Here is a 21,704-nt window from a genome sequence, read left to right as displayed (position 1 = left end):
CGCCCGGCGCCGGGCCGGGTCAGCGGCCGATCGTGGCGACCATGAGGGCCTTGATCGTGTGCAGCCGGTTCTCGGCCTGGTCGAAGGCCACGTTGCGGGCCGACTCGAACACCTCGTGGGTCACCTCGAGGCCGTCGGCCATCCCGGTCGCCTCGGCGACCCGGCGTCCCACCACGGTGCTCGTGTCGTGGAAGGCGGGCAGGCAGTGCAGGAAGCGGGCCGAGTCGTTGCCGGTCAGCGCGAACGTGTCCGTGGAGACCTGGTAGGGCGCGAGCAGGCGCACTCGGTCGGCCCAGACCTCCTGGGGCTCGCCCATCGACACCCACACGTCCGTGTGCACGAAGTCCACGCCCCGCACGCCCTCCGTGACGTCCTCGGTGAGGGTCACGCGGGCCCCGGACGCCTGCGCGCGCCCGCGGGCGGCCTCCTGCACCTCCGCCGACGGCCACAGCTCGCGCGGGGCCACGATCCGCACGTCGGCGCCCATGATCGCCCCCATCACCAGCAGGGAGTTGCCCATGTTGGAACGGGCGTCGCCGAGGTAGGCGTAGGAGATCTCCGACGCGGGCCGGCCGCCGGCGTGCTCCTGCATGGTGAGGAAGTCCGCCAGCATCTGGGTGGGGTGCCACTCGTCGGTCAGCCCGTTGTAGACCGGGACGTCGCTGTGGGCCGCGAGCTCCTCGACGACCGACTGGGAGCTCCCGCGGTACTGGATCGCGTCGAACATGCGCGAGAGCACGCGGGCGGTGTCGGCCGCCGACTCCTTGTGCCCGATCTGCGAGCCGCTCGGGTCGAGGTAGGTGACGTGGCCGCCCTGGTCGTGGCAGCCCACCTCGAAGGCGCACCGCGTGCGTGTGGAGGTCTTCTCGAACACGAGCGCGACGTTGCGCCCGCGCATCCGCTGCTCCTCGGTGCCCGCGCGCTTGGCGGCCTTCAGCCCGGCCGCGAGGTCGATGAGGTGGGCGAGCTCGTCGGCGGAGAAGTCGAGCTCCTTGAGGAAGTCGCGGTTGCGCAGGTCGACGGTCACGCGGCGGCTCCTGGCGGCTCGGGGGTGTGGACTGCTCCGGTCAGTGCACAGCCTCGCGCACGATCGGGCAGCTCATGCACCGGGGTCCGCCGCGTCCGCGCCCGAGCTCGGAGCCCACGATCTCGAGCACCTCGATGCCGTGGCGGCGCAGGTAGGTGTTGGTGGTCGTGTTGCGCTCGTAGCCCACGATGACGCCGGGGGAGACGGCCAGGAAGTTGTTGCCGTCGTCCCACTGCTCGCGCATCGCGCCCAGCTGGTCGATCGGGGTCTTGAGCACCCGGATGGACTCCACGCCGATGGCGTCGGCGACGACGGGGAACAGCTCGGCGTGCTCGGTGACGCGGTAGTCGCCGTCCTCGCCGACGGGGTCGAGGCTGAAGCAGCGCAGGTCGTCGGGCAGGAACGGGTAGACGCTGAAGGCGTCGCGGTCGATCATCGTCATCGCCGTGTCGAGGTGCATGAAGGCCCGCGAGTGCGGCAGCTCGACGACGATCACCTTGCGCACGCTGCCGTGCCGGAAGTACTGCCGGGCGATGAACTCGATGCCCTGCGGCGTGGTGCGCTCGCCCATGCCGAGCATCACCGTGCCGTTGCCCACCACGAGGACGTCGCCCCCCTCGACCGTCGCCGGCTCGTGGTCCTCCTGGTCGTTGCCGTAGTAGAAGTGCAGCCCGGCGTCGCGGAACATCGGGTGGAAGTTCCACACCACGCGGCTGTTGATCGTCTCCCGCTTGCGCGCCGTCTTGGCCATGGGGTTGACCGACAGGCCGTCGTAGACCCACGCGGAGTTGTCGCGCTGGAAGAGGTGGTTGGGCAGCGGCGTCAGCAGGAAGTCGTGCGGGTCGAGGTAGGCCAGCAGCAGGCTCTCGGACTCGTCGACGTCGAGGTCGAGCCGGAGCATCCCCCCGATGAGCATGTCGACGAGGTCCTCGGCGACCGCGCCGGCCACGATCTCGTCGAGGCGGCCCTCCAGCTTGGGCCCGAACCGGGTGGCGGTGGTGAAGACCTCCTGGAGGAACTCGCGCGCCCCGGGCTGGTCGATCGCCGTGGCGAGGAGGTCGGCGAACAGGTGCACCTCGACGCCGCGCGAGCGCAGGGTCTCCGCGAACGCGTCGTGCTCGGCTCGGGCGCGCGCGGCCCACATGACGTCGTCGAAGAGCAGCTCGTGGACGTTCTGCGGGGTGAGCCGCGAGAGCTCGAGGCCTGGGCGGTGCAGGATCACCTGCCGGAGGTCGCCGACCTCGGAGTCGACGTGGAAGGGCGTCACGCGGGCTCGCCACGGGCCATGCCGGCAGCCCCTCAGTCGCGCGTGAAGTCGGAGGCGGCGCGCAGACCCGCGCCCTTCTCCCGCCCGTACTCCGAGAGCGAGCTACGCGCGTAGATGCGCTCGCGCTCCTCCTCGGTGAGCCCGCCCCACACCCCGTAGGGCTCGCGCGCGCGGATGGCGTAGTCGGCGCACTCGAGGCGGACGGCGCACCGCGCGCACACGGACTTGGCGGCGCGGTCGCGGCGCACGCGGGACAGCCCGCGTTCGTTCTGCGGATGGAAGAACAGGGCCGTATCGGCGTCACGGCAGGCGCCGTGCTCCTGCCAGTCCCACGTCGCGTCCAGGGGAACCTGAGCGAGCGGTTGCTGCGGCATGCCAACCTCCCCGTGCAGTGCTCGCGGCCGGCGCCCGTGCTCTGCGATCGTCCTGTTCGGTGCGGGGGCCCTCGTGGTTCCCGTGGAAGGATCCCTACAGGAAGGAGCCTACGCGGACGCGGGCCTTCCGGACCAGATTCTGCCGCACCTCGTCGTGATGTCCGTCACCCGTGCCTCTTCGGCGGGTGAGAAGGCATCCTGGTGCCGTGACGCTCGAGCCGCTGGACGTGCCTCCCGCCCTGCCTGCCGCGGGCCGCCTGCTGGTGGCCGCGCCGGTCCTCGACGACCCGAACTTCGCCCGCGCCGTGGTGCTGCTGCTCGACCACGACGAGGAGGGCAGCCTCGGCATCGTCATCAACCGGCCGTCCCACGTGCCGGTGGGGGCGGTGCTGCCGCCGTGGGACGGGCGCACGACGGGCACCGACGTCCTGTTCAGCGGCGGCCCCGTCGCCGACGACAGCGCCCTCGCACTGGGCCTGCTGCCCGGCCCGGTCGACGGCCCGGAGCCGGAGGGGTTCCGCCGCGTGGCCGGCCCGTTCGGCCTCGTCGACCTCGACCAGGACCCGGACGAGTCGCTGGCCGGGCTCACCGCCATCCGGATCTACGCCGGATACGCCGGCTGGGCCTCGGGCCAGCTCGACGACGAGGTGCACGAGGGCGCGTGGTACGTCGTCGACGGCGGCCCGGACGACGTGTTCGACGCCGAGCCCGAGGACCTCTGGCAGCGCGTCCTGCGTCGTCAGCGCGGCGACCTCGCCTTCGTCGCGACGCCGTCGACGGACCCGTCCCTCAACTGAGCGCGTCCACGCCGACGGGCCGGCCGCGACGACCCGCCGCGGGCCTACGATGACGGGATGACGACGCCGCTCGAGCCCCTGCCCCTGGCCGACCCCGAGACCGCCCGCGGGGTCCTGGTGGAGGAGCGTCCCGACACCCAGGTCGAGGACGGCGACCACGAGCGCTTCGCGCACTACGTGAAGAAGGACCAGATCGTGGAGTCGGCGGTGACCGGCAAGCCCGTCATCGCCCTGTGCGGCAAGGTGTGGGTGCCCGGCCGCGACCCGGACAAGTTCCCGGTGTGCCCCGACTGCCGGCGCATCATCGAGGCGATGTTCCCGTCCGGCGGGGACGGCTCCTGAGCGCGACCGACGGGCCCGGACCCACCCCGAGCGGAACGCCCGAGGGGCCGCTGCCGGCCTCGGCCCCGGCCCCGCCCAGCCTCGAGCTGCTGGCGGAGGCCGTGACCGACCAGGACGCCCGGGTGAGCGAGCCCGTGCACACGCGGCCGCGCCCGGTCGTCGAGGACCAGGGCCTGTTCGGCCCGCGCTACCGCTCCATGACGCTCGGCGTCGTCCTCGTGATGACGATGTTCGCGTTCGAGGGCGTGGGCGTCGCCACCGCGATGCCGGTGGTGGCACGGGCCCTCGACGGGCTCGGCGCCTACGCGTGGGCCTTCAACGGCTACGTCGTGTCGAGCCTCGTGGCCATGGTGGTCGCGGGGGAGTGGTGCGACCGGGCCGGGCCGCGGGCGCCCCTGCTGCTGGGGGTCTCGCTCTTCGGCGCGGGCGCGCTGCTGGCCGGGGCCGCGTGGTCGATGCCGGTGCTGGTGCTCGCCCGCGTGGTGCAGGGGCTCGGCGGCGGGCTGTCGATCGTGACGGTGTACGTCGTGATGGGCCGGGCCTTCCCGGACAGCCTGCGACCGAGGGCGTTCGCGCTGCTCTCGGCCGCCTGGGTGCTGCCCGCGATCGTGGGCCCGCTGGTCTCGGGCTTCCTCACCGACTACGTCTCGTGGCGGGCGGTGTTCTGGCTCGTCGTGCCCTTCGTCCTGCCCCCGATCCTGCTGCTGGCCCCGCGGCTCGCACGCCTCGGCGGCGCGCTCACGGACGGGCCGCGCCGCCGGGGGAGGGTCCGGCTCTCGCTGGTGGCCGCCGCCGGCCTGGCCCTGCTCCAGGAGGGCGGCACGCGCCGCGGCCCGGCCGGGGTCGTGATGGCCGCGGTCGGGGTCGTGCTGCTGCTCCCGGCGCTGCGCCGGCTGCTGCCGGCGGGCTCGCTGCGCTTCGCCCGGGGGCTGCCCACCGTGGTCGTGATGCGCGGCATCCTGGCCGGCGCCTTCTTCGCCAGCGAGGCGTTCGTCCCCCTCGCGCTGCGCACCGTGCGCGGCGTGTCCACCACGCAGTCGGGCCTCACCCTCACCATCGGCGCGGTCGCCTGGGCGGTCGGCTCGCAGCTCCAGGGCCGGCTCTACGGCCGGGTGCCGCGGCACCTCCTGGTTCAGACGGGCGCGGGGCTCGTGGCCCTGTGCATGGCCACCCTGCCGCTCTCGCTCGACCCGTCCGTGCCCTTCTGGGTCGCGGCGTTCTCATGGTTCGCCGGGGCCGTGGGCATGGGCCTGTGCTTCGGCGCGATCGGGACCCTGACCCTCGAGCTGTCGCCGCCGGAGGACCAGGGGGCCAACGTCGCGGCGCTCCAGGTGTGCGACTCGGTCGGCTCGGTGCTCCTCGTGGGGCTCGCGGGGGCGATCTACGGCACCGCCTTCGCGGCCGGGCCGGTCGGCGCCGCCACGTTCGTGACGATCTGGCTGGTCATGGCCGTGGTCGCCGCGCTTGCCGTGGTGGCCGGCGGCCGGATCCGGCAGCCGGCCTGACGCACCCGGCGTCCGCACTAGCACGGACCGGGCGTGACACGGGCCACCACCCGGGTCGGCATGTCGTCGGCCGTCGCCTCCTAGAGTCGCTCACCTATGTCAGCCCCCGCCTCCCACCTGTCCCCGGCCTACCCGGGCCGTGCCGCCCGCGGCACGGCCGACCGGCTGCGCGCCTGGCAGCAGGCGGCGCTCGACGCCTACCTCGCCCGCGGCCCGCGCGACTTCCTCACCGTCGCGACCCCCGGCGCCGGCAAGACGACGTACGCCCTGCGGCTGGCCGCCGAGCTCCTCGACCGGCGCGTGGTGGAGCGGGTGGTGGTGGTCGCCCCCACGGAGCACCTCAAGACGCAGTGGGCCGAGGCGGCAGCCCGTGTGGGCATCCCGCTGGACGCCGGCTTCTCCGGCGCCGTGGGAGTGACGAGCAGCGACTACCTCGGCGTCGCGCTCACCTACGCCGGGGTGGCCGCTAACCCGCTGCTGCACCGGCGCCGCGTGGAGGACCGCCGCACCCTCGTGGTGCTCGACGAGGTGCACCACGCCGGCGACTCGCTCTCGTGGGGGGAGTCGCTGCGCGAGGCGTTCGAGCCGGCCACCCGCCGGCTCGCGCTCACCGGCACGCCGTTCCGCAGCGACGTCAACCCGATCCCGTGGGTGACCTACGCGCCCGGTCCGGACGGCGTGCCGCGCAGCACGGCCGACCACGTCTACGGCTACGCCGACGCGCTGCGCGACCACGTGGTGCGGCCCGTGCTGTTCCTGGCCTACAGCGGCCGCATGCGGTGGCGCACCCGCGCGGGCGACGAGGTGAGCGCCCTGCTGGGCGCCGAGCAGGCCAAGGACGTCACGCGTCAGGCGTGGCGGACCGCGCTGGACCCGCAGGGCGAGTGGATCCCGCAGGTGCTGCGCGCTGCCGACCGCCGGCTCACCGAGGTGCGCAAGCACGTGCCGGACGCCGGCGGCCTGGTGATCGCGGGCGACCAGACGAAGGCGCGCGCGTACGCCCGCCAGCTCGAGGCCATCACGGGCGCGCGTCCCACGGTCGTGCTCTCCGACGACCCGCGCTCGGGCGCCCGGATCTCCGAGTTCGCGGCGTCGACCGACCGCTGGATGGTGGCCGTGCGCATGGTGAGCGAGGGGGTCGACGTCCCCCGCCTGATGGTGGGCGTCTACGCCACCCCGGCCTCGACGCCGCTCTACTTCGCCCAGGCCGTCGGCCGCTTCGTGCGTGCCCGGCGCCGGGGGGAGACGGCGAGCGTCTTCCTGCCCAGCGTGCCGCCCCTGCTCCGCCTGGCCGGCGAGCTCGAGGAGGAGCGCGACCACGTCCTGGGCCGCCGCGCCGAGGGCACCTGGAGCGAGGAGGACGTCCTCGTGGCGCAGGCGCTGGCGCAGCGCGACACCGCGGACGTGCTCGTCGAGGAGCAGCTGGCCTTCGAGGCGCTGGAGAGCGAGGCGACCTTCGACCGCGTGCTCTTCGACGGGGGCGAGTTCGGCGCGCCGCCCACCACGGACGAGGAGGAGGACTTCCTCGGCATCCCGGGCCTGCTCGACGCCGACCAGGTCTCCGACCTCCTGCGCGCCCGCGGCCGTCGCGCGCCGGATCCCGCGCCGCCGACCGCCGCCGCGGTCACCGACGTCCCTGCGCTGCGGCGCGAGCTCGCCGACTGCGTGCGGGCCTACGCCCGGCAGACGGGCATGTCGCAGGCTGCGGTGCACGCCGAGCTGCGCCGCGTGTGCGGCGGCCCCGAGGTGCCTCGCGCCGGTGCGGCCGACCTGCGCGCACGCATCGGAAAACTGCGCGACTGGGCCGTGGGCCGTCGTTAGCCTCGAACGCGCGCTGCCTCCGGCGGCGGACGGGAGGGGGAACGCGTGGCGACCGAGGTCAGGCCTCCCTCGCGCCGCGAGGTGCTGGGCAGCGCCGCCATCACCGTCGCGGTCTGCGCGGGCGTCGGCCTCGCGGCCACGGCGCTGATCGGCAGCGTCGGCGTGTTCGTCGACATCGCGCTCACCGACAAGACCGCCGACGCCTCGACGCAGACCGGCCTGCCGCCCTGGCTGGTCGACCTCATGTTCGTGCTGGTCGTGCTCGTGGTGTGGCCCGCGGTCAGCCGGCTCGGCCACGGCACCCCGGGGTACGGCGTCGTCGAGCTGAAGTCCTTCGACCTCGCGGGCGAGCCGCTGCGCCGCGGGCGGGTGTGGCTCATCACGGGGATCCCGCTGCTGGTGCTCGTGCTGGCCGAGCTGGCCGGTCACCCTGCCGCCGGGCTCGCGGTGCTGGTCGCCGCATGGGCGCCCTGCCTGCTGCGCCACGACCGGCGGACCACGCTGGACCTGCTGCTCGGCGTCCGGCCCCACTCGACCGCCACGCCCCGCACCGCGACCCCGCACCCCTGGGCCGTGCGCGAGCAGCCGGGGCCCGAGGGGCGCTGACCCCGGCGTCCACCCCCGGCGCGGGGGGCGCCGACCGCCCGCTGGCACAATGTCCGCGGCGCGGGGCGGTCCCGACGCCATCCCCGGAGGTCCCTGTGCGCCGATCGTTGATCGTGCTCGCGCCGGCTGTCGCGCTGCTGCTCGCGGCGTGCGGCTCGTCCACGAGCGACTCCACGTCGAGCTCCGCCGGCTCGGCGAGCCCGTCCGACACCGCCGTCGCGGCGACCTCGGCGTCGGCCTCGGCCGACCCGTGCACGCCCGACCAGCTGCAGACCCTCAAGCCCGGCACGTTCACCGTGGCCACCGGCAGCCCGGCGTTCCCGCCGTGGGTCATCGACGACAAGCCCGAGAACAAGAAGGGCTACGAGGCCGCCGTGGCGTACGCGGTCGCGGAGAAGCTCGGCTACGCCGACTCCGACGTCGTGTGGACCCGGACGACCTTCGACGGCGCCATCGCCCCCGGGCCGAAGAAGTTCGACGTGAACATCCAGCAGTTCTCGATCACCGACGCCCGCAAGAAGGTCGTGGACTTCTCGTCGAGCTACTACGACCTGACCCAGGCGGTCGTGTCGTACAAGGGCAGCCCGATCGCCAACGCCACGACCGTGGCCGAGCTCAAGAACGCCAAGCTCGGCGCGGCCGTCGCCACCACGTCGCTGCAGGCCATCACCGACGTCGTGGGCTCCAAGCCGGCGGTGTTCAACGACAACGCGGCCGCCGTCACGGCGCTGAAGAACAAGCAGATCGACGGCCTCGTCGTCGACCTGCCCACGGCCTTCTACCTCGTGGGCGCCGAGCTCGACAACGGCGTGATCGTGGGCCAGCTGCCCAACACGGCGGACTCCAAGGAGAGCCTGGGGATGCTGCTGGCCAAGAACAGCCCGCTGACGACCTGCGTGACCCAGGCCGTCGACGCCCTGCGCGCCGACGGGACCCTCGCGGCCCTTCAGGAGAAGTGGCTGGCCAACCAGGGCGCCCCCGTCCTGTCGTGAGCCTCGACTCCCCCTCGGGGGCCGCGCGCGCCGCGGCCCCCGAGGACTGGGCGCCGAGCGAGCACGAGCTCGCCCGGCGTGCTGCGCGGCGGGCCCAGAACCTGCGGCGCGTCGTTGTCGCCGGCGTCTCGTCCGTCGTCGTCATCGGGGCCATCGTCGGGCTGGTCCTGACCTCGTCGGGCTGGCCGGTCGTGCAGTCCACGTTCTTCGACGTGTCCTACGGCTGGTCGGTCGTGCCCGCGATCTGGGAGGGCTTCAAGCTCGACCTGCTGCTCGTGGTGGTCTCGACGGTCTTCATCGCCATCATGTCGATGCTGCTCGCGCTCACCCGCACGTCGCGATCGGCCGCGCTGGCCCCGTTCCGCGGCCTGGCCACGGTGTACGTCGACATCTTCCGCGGCATCCCGATCCTGCTGGTGATCTACCTGATCGGTTTCGGCATCCCGGCTCTGGACCTGCCGGTGATCTCCGGTGCCGACGTCGCCGTGCTCGGCACCGCGGCGCTCGTGGTCACCTACTCCGCCTACGTGTCCGAGGTGATCCGCTCGGGCGTGCTGTCGGTGCACCCGAGCCAGCGCGCGGCCGCCCGGTCGCTGGGGCTGTCGCCGGGACAGACGATGCGCCACGTCGTCATGCCCCAGGCGCTGCGCCGCGTGGTGCCGCCCCTGCTCAACGACTTCGTGTCGCTGCTCAAGGACGTGAGCCTCATCTCCGTCCTCGGCGTCGTGGAGGGCGTGCGCCAGGCGCAGATCGAGGCGTCGCTGACCTTCAACTACACCCCCTACGTCGTCGTGGCGGTCATGTTCCTCATCGTCACCGTCCCGCTCACCCGGCTCACGGACTGGGTGCTGGCGCGGTCCATCGCGCGGCAGAACGCGCAGGGCACGGCATGAGCGCGCAGCCGCTGCTCGAGCTGCGCGGGGTGCGCAAGACCTTCGGGTCCGAGGTGGTGCTGCGCGACGTCGATCTCGTCGTCCCCGAGCACACGGTGACCGTCCTCATCGGCGCCTCGGGCTCCGGCAAGTCGACCCTGCTGCGCTGCATCAACCAGCTCGAGCTCATCGACGACGGCCTCGTGCTCTTCGAGGGTGTCGACCTCGCCGACCCGCGCGCCGACGCCGACGAGATCCGGCGCCGCATCGGGATCGTGTTCCAGGCGTTCAACCTCTTCCCGCACATGACGGTGCTCGACAACATCACCCTCGCGATGCGCCGGGTCCAGCGCACCCCGCGGGCGGAGGCCGAGCGCACCGCGATGGACCTGCTCGCGCGGTTCTCGCTGGCCGACAAGGCGGGCCAGTACCCCGACCGGCTCTCGGGGGGTCAGCAGCAGCGGGCCGCGATCGTGCGCGCGCTCGCGCTCTCGCCCAGGCTCATGCTCTTCGACGAGGTCACCTCCGCGCTCGACCCGGTGCTGGTCAACGAGGTGCTCGCCGTCGTGCGCGACCTGCGCGCGGACGGCATGACCATGGTGATCGCCACGCACGAGATGGGCTTCGCCACCCAGGTGGCCGACGAGGTCGTGTTCCTCTGCGACGGCGTGATCGTCGAGCGCGGGGCGCCGCAGCAGGTCCTGCACGAGCCGTCGGACCCGCTGACGCAGGGGTTCCTGGCGCGCGTGCACGAGGCCGGGCGGCTGTAGGCACCGCTCCAGGATCGTGCGGGGACACGCTGCGCGATGGCGCACGCGTGCCCAGCCGAGTCCCTACGCTGGTCGCGTGGGCGCGGCGCCCGCCGTGCGCGGAAAGGGAGACCACATGTCCATGACAGCGGACGCCGAGGAGCGCGAGGCGCTCGCCAGCATCGGCCGCAGCTGGTGGCTGCTGCTCGCCGTGGGGGTGCTCACGCTCCTGCTGGGCATCGCCTGCCTGGTCTGGACCGACAAGACCGTGACGGTCCTGGCGATCCTCTTCGGGCTCTACCTGCTGGTCAGCGGGATCTTCCAGGTGGCGCAGTCGTTCTCGCACACGGTGAACCGCGGCCTGCTGGCGGTCACGGGGATCCTCGGGATCATCCTGGCCGTGTTCATGTTCAAGGCGCTGCACAACGACAACGAGGCGGAGCTGCTGGCGCTCTTCATCGGTCTCGCCTGGCTGTTCCGCGGGATCACCGAGCTCGTCGTCGGCCTTCAGGCGCGCGGCGTCGACGGGCGCGCCTGGCTCATCACCGGCGGGATCCTGCTGATCGTCGGGGCCATCGTCGTGTTCGTGTGGCCGAGCCTCGCCGTGAGCACGCTGGTGGTGCTCTCGGGCATCGTGCTCATCGTCGTGGGCATCAGCGAGATCTGGGGAGCCTTCCAGGTCAAGCGGCTCGCCGGGGTCTGAGCACGCGGACGTCGCCGATGGCGCTGCCGGACGATCCGGCGGCGCCATCGGTGTTTCCGTCCCAGGACGCGGGGCAGTGTGAGTCGCCCCACGCTCCGCGCGCGGGGCATGGCGCGGTGTCCGCAGAGCCGTGTCAGAGTGTGAGCGGACGCGCCACGCCGGACTCCGTGCGGCAGAGTGGGACGCGGGACACGAGAGAGACGGAGGTGGCAGGCGTGGTTGCCGAGACCAGCCAGACGCTCGACCGCGGGCTCACCGTGCTGGAGCTGCTGTCGGACGCGTCGGACGGCCTGACCGTCACCGAGATCGCCGCACGCCTCGGGGTGTCGCGGACCGTCGTCTACCGGCTCGTCGTCACCCTGGAGCAGCACGCGCTGCTGCGCCGCGGCGGTGACGGGCGCTGCCGGCTCGGCATGGCCGTGCTCGCGCTCGCGCGCCAGGTGCAGCCGGTGCTGCGCGAGGCCGCCGTCCCCGCGCTGCGGCGGCTGGCCGATTCCGCCGGCGCCACGGCGCACCTCACGGTGGTCGACGGCTCCGACGCGCTCGCCGTCGCCGTCGTGGAGCCCACCCGCTCGGACTTCCACGTCGCCTACCGCGTGGGCGCCCGCCACCCGCTCGACCGCGGGGCGGCCGGTCGCGCCGTGCTCGCGGCCCGCGCCAGCGGCGGCCGACCCTTCGAGCCCGGCTGGGTCGTCTCCACCGGTGAGCTGCAGCCCGGGGCGTCCGGTGTCGCGGCCCCGCTGCTCGGCGTCGCCGGGATCGAGGCTTCCGTCGGCGTCGTGGCCCTCACCGACCTGCCCATCGACGACGTCGGCCCTAAGGTGCTGCGCGCCGCCGGCGAGGTCTCCCGCGCCCTGCGCTAGGCACGACACCGGGACGGCGGCGACGCCGCGTCAGTAGCAGCCCGTCGCCGTGGCCGGCACCACCTCGACCGCGTGGCGCACGGTGAGCTTGGAGTAGCGCGGGTCGACCGAGTGCACGAGCACCGCGAACGGCCGCACGCCGCCGTCGCTGCCGTGCGCGTAGCCGGCGAGCCCGATGGTGTCGAACAGCGTGCCGGTCTTGGCGGACACCAGGCCGCGGGCGCACGACGTGGGCCTCGTGGTGAAGCGGTGCGCCGACGCCGAGAGCGTGCCGCTGACCCCGGCCACGGGCAGCCACCCGCGCAGCGGGTTGAGCTCGGGGTGGTACGGCGAGTCGGCCACGGTGAGCAGCTGGACGAGGCCGCGGGCCGAGACCCGGTCGTCGCGGGAGACCCCGGAGCCGTCGTAGAGCCGCCATCCCCGGACGTCGACGCCGAGCGAGCGCAGCGTGGCGAGCTCGGTCGCGCTCGCGGCCGCCCACCCCGCGCCGGCACCCGAGTGCAGCGCGTTCTGGCGGAACAGCATCTCTGCGACGTCGTTGTCGCTCACGAGCAGCATCCACCGCAGCGCGGCGCCTGAGCTGTTGCCGGCGAAGCGGGCCACCTCGGCGGCGCCCGCGGCCGCCCGGGCCCGGCCGGTGTAGACGACGTGGGGGCGCAGGTCCGGCCGGTCGGCCAGCAGGCCGCGCAGGGCGGTGCCCACCTGCCCGGCGAAGTACGCCGCGACGTCGGCGGAGGTGTCCCAGCCGTTGCGCAGGTCGCGCACGAGCGGGCGCACCGGGGTCACCACCCAGGGCTGGTAGGACGACGTCCAGCCCAGTGCGGCGCTCGGCCGGGGGAAGAGCGTGTCGTCCACCTCGACGGTGTAGCGGACCACGCGCGGCGGGGTGCCCGCCGGCGGTGGTGTCGCCGGTGCGGCCGGCACGGCCGGCAGCAGGGCACGGGCCGTGTCCCGCGCGAGGCTGCGCAGCTGGCTGCTGGTGAGCAGCGGGTCCCCGCCGGCCACGAGCACCAGGTCGCGCGCCGACGTCCCGGCGACCACCCGGGTGGGGAACCGGGTGCCGGTCCCGAGCACGTGCAGCGTGGTGACGGCGGTGGCGAGCTTGGTGGTGGACGCCCCGCGCATCGGCGTACCGGCGCCGGAGGACCACAGCACCGCGCCGGTGACGGGGTCGGTGACCATCCCGGTGCGGTAGCGGCCCAGCGCCCGGGCCGCGGCGACCCGGCGCGGCACCAGCGAGGCGATGCGGCGGTCGAGCAGGGCGGGCAGCCGCGTGCCGGCCACGGGGGCGGTCCGCGGTGCCGGCGGGAGCGGCGGGGCGCTGGCGGAGGCGGGCGTGGACGCGGGGAGGACGGACGCGCCCACGGCGAGCGCGGCGACGACGAGGAGTCGCCGGCGGGCGGTTGTGGTCGCGGTGGGCATGCGTGGACGGTACCGACGCGGCGGCGCGGAGTCGTCGTCCGACCGGTGGGTGCGCGTGCCGCGGCGCCCGGCGTCCCGCTAGCGGACGTCGACCGGCTGCGCGGCGGCGTCGGCGGCCGCCCTCACCAGCGGGAGCACCCGGTGGCCCACCTGCGTGGCGAGGGCGATCACCGTGGAGGTGCGGCCGATCCCCTCGGTGGCGACCACCTGGTCGATCACGCGCTGGAGGTCGGCGTTCGAGCGCGCGACGACGCGGCACAGCAGGTCGCCGCTGCCGGTGATGGTGTGCACCTCGAGCACCTCGGGGATCGAGGCGAGCCGGGCGCCGATGGCGTCGTGGCCGGACTGCACGATCTCGAGGGTGACGAACGCGGTGACGGGGAAGCCGAGCGACACCGTGTCGATCTGCGGGCCCCACCCCACGACCACGCCGCGCGCCGCGAGCTTGTCGAGCCGGGCCTGCACCGTGCCCCGGGCCAGCCGGAGCCGGCGGCTCGCCTCGAGGACGCCGATGCGCGGCTCCGCGGCGAACAGGTCCAGGATCGCCGCGTCCACCGAGTCGACGGTCACGGCATCGGGCATCTCGACCACTCCCTCGTCGCTCGGCTGGACGAAATGTGCAGCCGAGTGGAGCCTAGCGCGCCAGAACGGGGCAGTCTGACCGTCGTGTCGTGGGCGTGTTGTCAGGTGAGGCTTCCCTTGCCAGCCTGGCGCGCATGACCCAGACCGCCACCCCCGAGACCACCGTCACCCGCGACCCGTTCCCGCTGCGGGGCATGGACGCCGTCGTGTTCGCCGTGGGCAACGCCAAGCAGGCCGCGCACTGGTACTCCTCGGCGTTCGGGATGCAGGTGGTGGCCTACCGCGGCCCCGAGAACGGCGACCGCGACCACGCCTCGTACGTGCTCGAGAGCGGGTCGGCGCGCTTCGTCATGGTGGGCCCGGTGCACGCCGGCGCACCTGTCGCGGCCCGGGTGGCCGCGCACGGCGACGGCGTCATGGACCTCGCGCTCGAGGTGCCCGACGTCCCGGCGGCCTACGCCTACGCGACCGAGCACGGCGGCACCGGGCTCGAGGCGCCGCACGAGATCACCGACGAGCACGGCACCGTGGTGCTCGCGGCGATCGCGACCTACGGCGACACCCGGCACACGCTGGTGGACCGCTCGCGCTACACCGGGCCCTACCTGCCGGGGTTCGTCGCGCGCTCGACCCGGGTGCCGGCCCCCGAGCGCCGCTACTTCCAGGCGATCGACCACTGCGTGGGCAACGTCGAGCTCGGCCGCATGGACGAGTGGGTCGAGTTCTACCACCGCGTGATGGGCTTCACGAACATGGCCGAGTTCGTCGGCGACGACATCGCCACCGACTACTCGGCCCTGATGAGCAAGGTCGTGGCCGACGGCACGCGCAAGGTGAAGTTCCCGCTGAACGAGCCGGCCGTCGCGCGCAAGAAGAGCCAGATCGACGAGTACCTCGAGTTCTACGGCGGCCCCGGCGTGCAGCACATCGCCCTCAACACCGGCGACATCCTGGCCACGGTCGACGCGATGCGCGCCGTCGGCGTCGAGTTCCTCGAGACCCCGGACTCCTACTACGACGACCCCGAGCTGCGCGCCCGGATCGGCGAGGTGCGCGTGCCCGTCGAGGAGCTCAAGGCGCGCCGGATCCTCGTCGACCGCGACGAGGACGGCTACCTGCTCCAGATCTTCACCAAGCCCGTGCAGGACCGCCCGACGGTGTTCTTCGAGCTGATCGAGCGGCACGGCTCCCTCGGCTTCGGCAAGGGCAACTTCAAGGCGCTGTTCGAGGCCATCGAGCGCGAGCAGGAGCTGCGCGGCAACCTCTGACGCCCCGAGCCGGTCCGGTCCGCCGGGCCTACCAGGGGACGATGCTGCCGTCCCAGGAGAAGAGCTTCCCGCTGGGCCCGTCGTCGGGCAGCTGGACGAGCCGGACGACGGCCTCGGCGGCCTCGGCCGGGTCGCCGCCGGCCGCGGCGCGCGCATTGAGCCGGGTGGCCCGAAGCCCCGGCGCGAGCGCGTTCACCGTGATCCGGTCGGGCGCCAGCGCATGGGCGTAGAACAGCGTGAGGGCGTTGAGCGCCGTCTTCGACGACCGGTAGGCGGCGCCCGACCCGCTCGTGGCGGCGCGGTGGTCGAACTGCGGGTTGGGGCCGGTGCTCCAGGTCAACGACCCCGTCCCGCTGGAGACGTTCACGATGCGGCCTCGTGCGGATCGCCGCAGCGCCGGGAGGAAGGCGTTGGTGACGGCGACGACGCCGAAGACGTTGGTCTCGTAGGTCCGGCGGAAGACCTCGACGTCGGTGTCGGTGATCAGGTCGGCGATGTCGAGGGAGATGCCCGCGTTGTTGACCAGCGCGTCGAGGTGCGGGACCCGGGCCGCCGCTGCGTCGATGCTGTCGCGGCTGGTGACGTCGAGTGACAGGACCTCGGCGCCGATCTCGGCAGCCACCTGGTCGCCCTTGTGGGGGTCGCGCGCGCCGACCAGCACCTGCCAGCCCTGCCCGCTGAGCTGCCGGGCGGCCTGGAGGCCGATCCCGCTGGTGCCGCCGGTCACGAGGACACGAGGTGAGCTCATGGCACGTAACCTGGTCGGGCGGGGCCTCGGGAACCAGGCCCTGTCAGTCCCCCTCAGGGAGGCCACGGTGGAGCGAGCGGCGCTGGCCTCGTTCCTGCGCCGGCGGCGCACCGCGCTGCCGGCGACCCAGGCGCTCGGCCGACGCCGGACGCCGGGGCTGCGCCGCGACGAGGTCGCCGAGCGGGCGCACATCTCGGTGGACTACTACAAGCGGCTCGAGCAGGCGCGAGGCGCGCGCCCGTCGCCGCCCGTGCTGCAGGCGCTCGGCGATGCGCTCGAGCTGGGTGGAGCCGACGTCGCGCGGCTGTTCCGGCTCGCCGGCCACGAACCCCCGATCGCCCGGGTCGTGCCACGCACCGTGCGCCCCCACGTGGCCGACCTCCTGGACCGCGTGGGCCCGGCAGCCGTGATCGCGACCGCGGCCGACTACGAGGTCATCGCCGCCAACGCCCACGCCAGGCTGCTGCTGCCCGACCTGACCGTCGGCACCAACCTCGCGCGCCGGTTCTTCCGGGACCGGCTGGCCTGGAGCAGCGCCGGGGACGACTTCGCCGACGTCGCGGTCGCCCGGCTGCGGGCCGCGGCCACCCGCTACCCCGCCGACGACACCCTGCAGTGCCTGGTCGCCGGGCTCCGGGCTGCCAGCCAGTGGTTCGACGCGCTCTGGGCCAGCGAACCAACCACCACGCACGGGCGACGGCACAAGACCATCCCGCACGCGACCCTGGGGGCGGTCCCCGTCACGTGCGACGTCCTGCTGGTGCCCGACGACGACCAGCAGATCGTGTTCATGACCCCGGAGCCGGGGACCTCGGCCGCCGCCGCCCTGCACGAGCTCTACGCCGCAGCGAGCTGATCCGGCCGGACGTCCTTCCGGCATGCCGGTGCGTCTTCCGGTGGCCCCTGGCTCATAGGCTCCGGGTGTGTCGATGGAGCCCGGCTGGTACCCGGACCCCTTCTCCTCCGGCGGCTACGTGCGCTGGTGGGACGGGCAGCGCTGGGGCGCCTCGACGTCGGTCACCACCGAGCCCGGCGACGCCGCGCCGCCGCCGGCGCCCCCGCCTCCTGCGCCGGCCGCCGACCCGCGCGTGGCGCCGATCCCGCTGGCCACCTGGCCGCAGCGCGCGGTGGCCCGGATCATCGACGCGTTCCTCGAGGCGCTGCTCACGCTGCCGTTCGTGATGTGGCTGATCTGGCCGGCCTCCCAGCGCTTCGCCGAGTCCGTCCCGGCCGGCGGCGTCCCGTCGGACGCAGCGCTCCAGCAGCTGTCGGCGGAGATCACCGCGGTGTCGGTGCAGATCGCGCTGCTCACGCTCGCGGTGAGCTTCGTCTACCAGGTGCCGCAGAACGTCGTCTGGGGCCGCACTCTCGGCAAGCGGGCGCTGCGCCTGCGGATCCGCCCGCTGCGGCAGGACGTGCCGCTCACCTGGCTCCAGGCCACCGTGCGCTGGGGCACCTACGCGATCGGCAGCATCCTGACCCAGGGCCTGTTCGCCATCGTCGACTACCTGTGGCCGCTCTGGGACCGCCCCTGGCGTCAGGCCCTGCACGACAAGGCGGCCCGCACGATCGTCGTGCCCGCGCCGCCGCCGGACCGCGTGCCGGCCGCCTGGCCCGGCCAGGCTCCGCCGTGGTCCGGCTGAGCCCACCCCGCCTCGTCCGACCCCGCGCCACGTGGCGCGACGTCCTGCCACACCGCCCGGCGTCGTGGCAGGGTGCCCCGCATGGAGCGTGCGTGGCACCCGGGCGACCCTGCGACGACCACCGACGGGCGGCGGCGCTCGTCCTTCCCCCCGGACTTCCTCTGGGGAACGGCGACCGCGTCGTACCAGATCGAGGGCTCCGTGGACGTCGACGGCCGGGGCCCGTCGATCTGGGACACGTTCAGCCACACGCCGGGGAAGACGGCGAACGGCGAGACCGGCGACGTCGCGTGCGACCACTACGCGCGGATGCCCGAGGACGTCGCCCTCATGGCCGGGCTGGGCGTCAACGCCTACCGGTTCTCGATCGCGTGGCCGCGCATCGAGCCTGAGGACGGCGCGGTCGAGATGCGCGGCGTCGCGTTCTACGACCGGCTGGTCGACGCGCTGCTCGAGCGCGGCATCGCGCCCGTCGCCACGCTCTACCACTGGGACCTGCCGCAGTGGGCCGAGGACGCGGGCGGATGGCTGTCGAGGGACACCGCCGAGCGGTTCGCCGACCACGCGGAGTGGATGGTGGAGAACCTCGGCGACCGCGTGCACACCTGGATCACGCTCAACGAACCGGTGGTGGCGGCCACGTTCGGCTACGGCTTCGGCACCCACGCACCGGGTCGCACCCTCCTGTTCGAGTCGTTCACGGCCACCCACCACCTACTGCTGGCCCACGGCCTCGCGGTGCGCGCGATGCGCGCCGCCTCGCCGCACGACCTGCGCATCGGCATCACGCACAACCTGTCGCCGGTGCACGCCGAGTCCGGCTCCGAGGCCGACCGGCGGGCGGCGGTGTCGATGGACGCCATCCAGAACCGGATGTACATGGACCCCGTCCTGCTGGGGACCTACCCGGACGAGGAGCAGGTGGGCATCGCCGTCGACCGCTCCTGCGTCCTCGAGGGCGACCTGGCGCTGGTGTCCTCGCCGCTGGACGTCGTCGGGATCAACTACTACAACCCCACGCTCGTCTCGGCGCCCGGCGAGGGCAACCCGCTGCCCTTCGAGCTCAAGCAGTACCCGTCCGACGAGGTGACCGACATGGGGTGGCCGGTCGTGCCCGACGGGCTGCGCGACGTCCTGGTGCAGCAGCGCGACCGGTACGGCGAGCTGCTGCCCCCGGTGATGGTGACGGAGAACGGCGTCGCCGTGCCCGACGTCCTCGTCGACGGCGAGGAGCCGGTCGTGGACGACCCGCGGCGGGTCGAGTACCTCCGGTCGCACATCGGGGCCGTCGGCGCGGCGATCGACGAGGGCGTCGACGTCCGCGGCTACTTCTGCTGGTCGTTCCTGGACAACTTCGAGTGGGCGGAGGGCTACCGCCCGAGGTTCGGGCTGGTCTACACCGACTACCCGACGCAGCGGCGCATCCCCAAGACGTCGTTCGCCTGGTACCGCGCGTTCCTCGAGGCCGACGCGTGAGCACGGTGCCGGCCGCGCCGTCCGCGGCGCTCCAGGAGCCGACGACGCCGGTGCGCCGCGGCTACATCACCGCCGTGGTGCTGGCCAACCTCGGCATCATGCTGGCGTTCTACACCCCGATCCAGAACCTGCTGCCGCGGCTGGCCGAGCAGGCGGCGCCGCACTCGAAGGAGACGGCGCTGGCGTGGATCACCGGCGCCGGGGCGTTCGCCTCGATCGTGTTCAACCCGCTGGCCGGGGCCCTGTCGGACCGCACCACCTCCCGCTGGGGCCGGCGCCGGCCGTGGGTGCTCTACGGCGCGGTGCTCGGCGCCCTGGGGATCCTCGCCCTCACCGTGCAGAGCACGGTGGTGGGGCTGGCCCTGGTGTGGTTCGCGTGCCAGGCGACCATCAACGCGTCCTACGCCGGCCTCACGGCGACCGTGCCGGACCAGGTGCCCGTAGTGCAGCGTGGGCTCGTCTCGGGCTGGATCGGGCTGGCGCAGACCGTGGGCATCGTGCTCGGCGTCGCCCTCGTGTCGTTCGTCGTGCTGGACCTCGACGGGGGTCTCGTGCTCACCGCGGTGCTCCTCGTGCTCCTCGTGCTGCCGTTCGTGCTCCGCACGCGCGACGCCGCGCTCCCGGCGTCCGAGCGGCCGCCGTTCGTGCTCTCCGCGTGGCTGAGCGGGTTCTGGGTGTCGCCGCGGCTCTACCCGGACTTCGCGTGGGCGTGGATCACGCGGTTCCTCATGATGCTGGGCAACGCGATGGCGACGCTCTACCTCCTGTACTGGCTGAAGGACGCCGTGCACTACGCCGACCCCGAGCAGGGCCAGACCGTGCTCATCGCGCTCTACGCCGTCGGCACGATCCTCACCGCGGTGCTGTTCGGCCGGCTCTCCGACCGCAGCGGGCGGCGCAAGGTCTACGTCATCGGCGCCACGGCCGTGATGGCCGTGGCGGCGCTGATCCTCGCCGTCGCACCGGTGTTCACGTGGGCGATGGTGGCCGCGCTCGTGCTCGGCCTCGGCTACGGCATGTACCTCGCGGTCGACCAGGCGCTGGTGACGCAGGTGCTGCCGCGCGCCGTCGACCGCGGCCGCGACCTCGGCGTCATCAACATCGCCAACAGCGCGCCGCAGGTGCTCGCCCCGGTGATCGCCGCGCCGATCGTCACGGGCGCCACCGGCTACACCGGGCTCTACGTGCTCACCGCCGTGATCACGCTGCTCTCAGCCGTCCTCGTCACCCGCATCCGCAGCGTCCCCTGAACCCTCCGGCTCGGGCACCTGCGCCGGGAAGGAGCTGTAGGACCCGATGGGCGCATACGCGAACCAGCCGCCCTCCGGCGGCGCCTCCTCGACGGTCGGCAGGTGCCAGAGCTCCTCGGCGAGCACCGCCGCCTCGACCGCGGGGGCGAGGTCGAGCCCGGTGGCGGTCTCCTCGATGCCACGACCGGCCCAGACGCAGTAGACGGTGACCGGACCGGGAGCCGGCAGCGGGTAGAGCCACAGGTGCCACCGCCAGGTCAGGCCGCCCCCGCCTCCGCCGGCCGCCGTGAGTGCGGGACCGACCTCGGCCTCCGGGCCCTGCTGCTCGCCGGCCTCCACCCGGGTGCCGTCCGGCCACAGGAGCCCGAGCCGCAGGTCGTCGACGAAGGCACGACGGTGGTGGGGGTGGAAGCCGCGATGAAGGCCCTCGAGACCCTCGCCGTCGGGCGACAGCCACGCGCGCACGTCGAGGGCCAGGCCGCGGGGGTAGGCGTCGCGCACGTCGAGGCGGACGAGGGTGTCGGCCGAGCGGCCGACCACCGCGCCGACGGCCACGGGCGCCGGGTTCCAGTGCTCCGGCTGCGCCCACGGCCAGTCGCGGTAGACAGGTCCGCTGCCGGCAGGCTCGGGGGGCGGTTCCGGGAGCTCGTCGAAGAAGGGCATCAGGACAGGCGCTCGGTGAACGCCAGGATGCGCGTCCAGGCGTCGGAGCAGGCGTCCTTCCACTCGGCGAACGCCCGGTCGAAGAACGAGTGCGGGGCGCCGTCGTAGACGTACATCTCGTGGTCGACGCCGCGCTCGCGCAGCCGGTCGTCGAGTGCGTGGAACTCCTCCTGCGGGGTGGCGGCGTCGGCGCCGCCCACGAGCAGCAGCAACGGCGTGGAGAACGACTCCTCGACGTCCTCGAGCATCGAGGGGCGGCCGTAGAAGCCCATGACGCCGGAGAGCCCGAGGTCGGACGCCGAGAGCCGCCACGAGTGGCTGCCGCCGAAGCAGAAGCCGACCGTGAAGGTGGGCCCCTCGTTGAGGGAGGTGACGTGCGCGACGGTCGCGGCGACGTCGGAGCCGACGGTGGCCGGGGTGAGCTTCGGGATCTCCGACTGCCAGTCGAACCCGTCGGGCCGCTCGCCGACGCCGGCCGTGCGCCCGAAGTAGTCGAACGCCACCGCGTGGAAGCCGGCCTCGGCGAAGCGCTCGGCCAGCGCCTCGTAGTAGGGGTGCAGGCCGCGCACGTCCGGAAGGATCACCACGTTGCGCCCGTTGGGGCTCGCGGGGACCGCCTCGTAGGCGGCGAAGGAGTTCCCGTCGGCTCCGGTGAGCGTCAGGAGCCGGTGGCTCGCGACCTCACCGACGACGGGCGGGCTGGGCGGGCGGCTGTCGTCGTCGTGGCACATGAG

23 protein-coding genes are annotated in these 21,704 nt (G+C 73.7%); 15 read left to right on the top strand and 8 right to left on the bottom strand.

Annotation, left to right across the window (positions count from 1 at the left end):
* Positions 1–19: 19 nt before the first annotated feature.
* Genes argF through GC157_16795 form a run of 3 tightly spaced genes read right to left on the bottom strand, consistent with a single transcriptional unit; the run spans position 20 to position 2,668 of the window.
* On the bottom strand, positions 20–1,027 hold the full coding sequence (gene argF, locus GC157_16805) for an ornithine carbamoyltransferase (protein MBI1379119.1): 1,008 nt from the start codon (positions 1,025–1,027) through the stop codon (positions 20–22).
* A gap of 40 nt (positions 1,028–1,067) precedes the next feature.
* Complete coding sequence (locus GC157_16800) at positions 1,068–2,294, bottom strand: arginine deiminase (GenBank protein MBI1379118.1); 1,227 nt, start codon at positions 2,292–2,294, stop codon at positions 1,068–1,070.
* 32 nt (positions 2,295–2,326) lie between these two features.
* On the bottom strand, positions 2,327–2,668 hold the full coding sequence (locus tag GC157_16795) for a WhiB family transcriptional regulator (protein MBI1379117.1): 342 nt from the start codon (positions 2,666–2,668) through the stop codon (positions 2,327–2,329).
* Positions 2,669–2,895: 227 nt separating this feature from the next.
* On the opposite strand from GC157_16795, the gene GC157_16790 reads away from it, so the two are divergent.
* From GC157_16790 to GC157_16745, 10 genes are all read left to right on the top strand, one after another.
* The gene (locus GC157_16790) at positions 2,896–3,465 is read left to right on the top strand and encodes a YqgE/AlgH family protein (GenBank protein ID MBI1379116.1); all 570 of its coding nucleotides are present in this window, start codon (positions 2,896–2,898) and stop codon (positions 3,463–3,465) included.
* A 57-nt stretch (positions 3,466–3,522) separates the two neighbouring features.
* Positions 3,523–3,807 carry a DUF3039 domain-containing protein gene (locus tag GC157_16785; GenBank protein MBI1379115.1) on the top strand — a complete coding sequence of 95 codons (285 nt, stop codon included), beginning with the start codon at positions 3,523–3,525 and terminating at the stop codon, positions 3,805–3,807.
* Between the two features lie 101 nt (positions 3,808–3,908).
* Entirely contained in the window at positions 3,909–5,312 is a 1,404-nt protein-coding gene (locus GC157_16780) for an MFS transporter (protein MBI1379114.1), read from the top strand.
* 96 nt (positions 5,313–5,408) lie between these two features.
* Positions 5,409–7,133 carry an AAA family ATPase gene (locus GC157_16775; protein ID MBI1379113.1) on the top strand — a complete coding sequence of 575 codons (1,725 nt, stop codon included), beginning with the start codon at positions 5,409–5,411 and terminating at the stop codon, positions 7,131–7,133.
* 45 nt (positions 7,134–7,178) lie between these two features.
* Positions 7,179–7,739, top strand: coding sequence for a hypothetical protein (locus tag GC157_16770; protein MBI1379112.1), 561 nt, complete (start codon positions 7,179–7,181; stop codon positions 7,737–7,739).
* On the top strand, positions 7,595–8,731 hold the full coding sequence (locus GC157_16765) for a transporter substrate-binding domain-containing protein (GenBank protein ID MBI1379111.1): 1,137 nt from the start codon (positions 7,595–7,597) through the stop codon (positions 8,729–8,731). The genes GC157_16770 and GC157_16765 overlap by 145 nt, the downstream gene beginning before the upstream one ends.
* A complete protein-coding gene (locus GC157_16760; protein ID MBI1379110.1) occupies positions 8,728–9,624 on the top strand; it encodes an ABC transporter permease subunit in 897 nt (298 codons plus the stop codon). The genes GC157_16765 and GC157_16760 overlap by 4 nt, the downstream gene beginning before the upstream one ends.
* Positions 9,621–10,373, top strand: a complete 753-nt coding sequence (locus tag GC157_16755) for an ATP-binding cassette domain-containing protein (GenBank protein ID MBI1379109.1) — start codon at positions 9,621–9,623, stop codon at positions 10,371–10,373. Before GC157_16760 ends, GC157_16755 begins: the two co-directional genes overlap by 4 nt.
* 115 nt (positions 10,374–10,488) lie before the next feature.
* A complete protein-coding gene (locus GC157_16750; protein MBI1379108.1) occupies positions 10,489–11,055 on the top strand; it encodes an HdeD family acid-resistance protein in 567 nt (188 codons plus the stop codon).
* 215 nt (positions 11,056–11,270) lie between these two features.
* The gene (locus GC157_16745; GenBank protein ID MBI1379107.1) at positions 11,271–11,918 is read left to right on the top strand and encodes a helix-turn-helix domain-containing protein; all 648 of its coding nucleotides are present in this window, start codon (positions 11,271–11,273) and stop codon (positions 11,916–11,918) included.
* Between the two features lie 30 nt (positions 11,919–11,948).
* Here the strand turns inward: GC157_16745 and GC157_16740 are convergent, their stop codons facing one another.
* Together GC157_16740 and GC157_16735 are read right to left on the bottom strand one after the other, a co-directional pair.
* Entirely contained in the window at positions 11,949–13,340 is a 1,392-nt protein-coding gene (locus GC157_16740) for a hypothetical protein (GenBank protein MBI1379106.1), read from the bottom strand.
* A gap of 78 nt (positions 13,341–13,418) precedes the next feature.
* Positions 13,419–13,922: a winged helix-turn-helix transcriptional regulator gene (locus GC157_16735; protein MBI1379105.1), complete on the bottom strand. Its 504-nt coding sequence runs from the start codon at positions 13,920–13,922 to the stop codon at positions 13,419–13,421.
* A gap of 134 nt (positions 13,923–14,056) precedes the next feature.
* Between GC157_16735 and hppD the strand changes: the two genes are divergently transcribed.
* Complete coding sequence (hppD, locus tag GC157_16730; protein MBI1379104.1) at positions 14,057–15,190, top strand: 4-hydroxyphenylpyruvate dioxygenase; 1,134 nt, start codon at positions 14,057–14,059, stop codon at positions 15,188–15,190.
* Positions 15,191–15,218: 28 nt separating this feature from the next.
* Here hppD and GC157_16725 read toward each other — a convergent pair whose 3' ends face one another.
* Positions 15,219–15,938, bottom strand: coding sequence for an SDR family NAD(P)-dependent oxidoreductase (locus tag GC157_16725; protein ID MBI1379103.1), 720 nt, complete (start codon positions 15,936–15,938; stop codon positions 15,219–15,221).
* Here GC157_16725 and GC157_16720 point away from each other — a divergent pair.
* The 4 genes from GC157_16720 (at position 15,937) to GC157_16705 (ending at position 20,307) form a co-directional block, all read left to right on the top strand.
* Positions 15,937–16,794 carry a helix-turn-helix domain-containing protein gene (locus GC157_16720; protein MBI1379102.1) on the top strand — a complete coding sequence of 286 codons (858 nt, stop codon included), beginning with the start codon at positions 15,937–15,939 and terminating at the stop codon, positions 16,792–16,794. The genes GC157_16725 and GC157_16720 overlap by 2 nt on opposite strands.
* 67 nt (positions 16,795–16,861) lie before the next feature.
* Positions 16,862–17,581, top strand: a complete 720-nt coding sequence (locus GC157_16715) for a DUF2510 domain-containing protein (GenBank protein MBI1379101.1) — start codon at positions 16,862–16,864, stop codon at positions 17,579–17,581.
* Positions 17,582–17,662: 81 nt separating this feature from the next.
* Positions 17,663–19,057, top strand: coding sequence for a beta-glucosidase (locus tag GC157_16710; GenBank protein MBI1379100.1), 1,395 nt, complete (start codon positions 17,663–17,665; stop codon positions 19,055–19,057).
* Between the two features lie 5 nt (positions 19,058–19,062).
* Positions 19,063–20,307 (top strand): MFS transporter, encoded by a 1,245-nt coding sequence (locus GC157_16705; protein ID MBI1379099.1) that lies wholly within the window; start codon positions 19,063–19,065, stop codon positions 20,305–20,307.
* Here the strand turns inward: GC157_16705 and GC157_16700 are convergent.
* Together GC157_16700 and GC157_16695 are read right to left on the bottom strand one after the other, a co-directional pair.
* A complete protein-coding gene (locus GC157_16700) occupies positions 20,269–20,970 on the bottom strand; it encodes a hypothetical protein (GenBank protein ID MBI1379098.1) in 702 nt (233 codons plus the stop codon). The two genes, GC157_16705 and GC157_16700, sit on opposite strands and share 39 nt — an antisense overlap.
* Positions 20,970–21,701: a dienelactone hydrolase family protein gene (locus GC157_16695; protein MBI1379097.1), complete on the bottom strand. Its 732-nt coding sequence runs from the start codon at positions 21,699–21,701 to the stop codon at positions 20,970–20,972. Before GC157_16695 ends, GC157_16700 begins: the two co-directional genes overlap by 1 nt.
* Between the last annotated feature and the right edge of the window lie 3 nt (positions 21,702–21,704).

The sequence above is a fragment of the Frankiales bacterium genome, from assembly GCA_016125335.1.
Classification (GTDB): Bacteria; Actinomycetota; Actinomycetes; order S36-B12; family CAIYMF01; genus Longivirga.
Note: the sequence above shows the minus strand (reverse complement) of the source record. Positions and strands in the feature narration are given on the sequence as shown.

Coding starts and splice junctions, on each gene's coding strand:
- GC157_16755 (MBI1379109.1), top strand. CDS start 9,621: ATGAGCGCGCAGCCGCTGCTCGAGCTGCGCGGGGTGCGCAAGACCTTC.
- GC157_16765 (MBI1379111.1), top strand. CDS start 7,595: ATGGGCGCCCTGCCTGCTGCGCCACGACCGGCGGACCACGCTGGACCT.
- GC157_16725 (MBI1379103.1), bottom strand. CDS start 15,938: ATGAGCTCACCTCGTGTCCTCGTGACCGGCGGCACCAGCGGGATCGGC.
- GC157_16775 (MBI1379113.1), top strand. CDS start 5,409: ATGTCAGCCCCCGCCTCCCACCTGTCCCCGGCCTACCCGGGCCGTGCC.
- GC157_16700 (MBI1379098.1), bottom strand. CDS start 20,970: ATGCCCTTCTTCGACGAGCTCCCGGAACCGCCCCCCGAGCCTGCCGGC.
- GC157_16795 (MBI1379117.1), bottom strand. CDS start 2,668: ATGCCGCAGCAACCGCTCGCTCAGGTTCCCCTGGACGCGACGTGGGAC.
- GC157_16750 (MBI1379108.1), top strand. CDS start 10,489: ATGTCCATGACAGCGGACGCCGAGGAGCGCGAGGCGCTCGCCAGCATC.
- GC157_16785 (MBI1379115.1), top strand. CDS start 3,523: ATGACGACGCCGCTCGAGCCCCTGCCCCTGGCCGACCCCGAGACCGCC.
- GC157_16720 (MBI1379102.1), top strand. CDS start 15,937: ATGGCACGTAACCTGGTCGGGCGGGGCCTCGGGAACCAGGCCCTGTCA.
- GC157_16710 (MBI1379100.1), top strand. CDS start 17,663: ATGGAGCGTGCGTGGCACCCGGGCGACCCTGCGACGACCACCGACGGG.
- hppD (MBI1379104.1), top strand. CDS start 14,057: ATGACCCAGACCGCCACCCCCGAGACCACCGTCACCCGCGACCCGTTC.
- GC157_16695 (MBI1379097.1), bottom strand. CDS start 21,701: ATGTGCCACGACGACGACAGCCGCCCGCCCAGCCCGCCCGTCGTCGGT.
- GC157_16740 (MBI1379106.1), bottom strand. CDS start 13,340: ATGCCCACCGCGACCACAACCGCCCGCCGGCGACTCCTCGTCGTCGCC.
- GC157_16735 (MBI1379105.1), bottom strand. CDS start 13,922: ATGCCCGATGCCGTGACCGTCGACTCGGTGGACGCGGCGATCCTGGAC.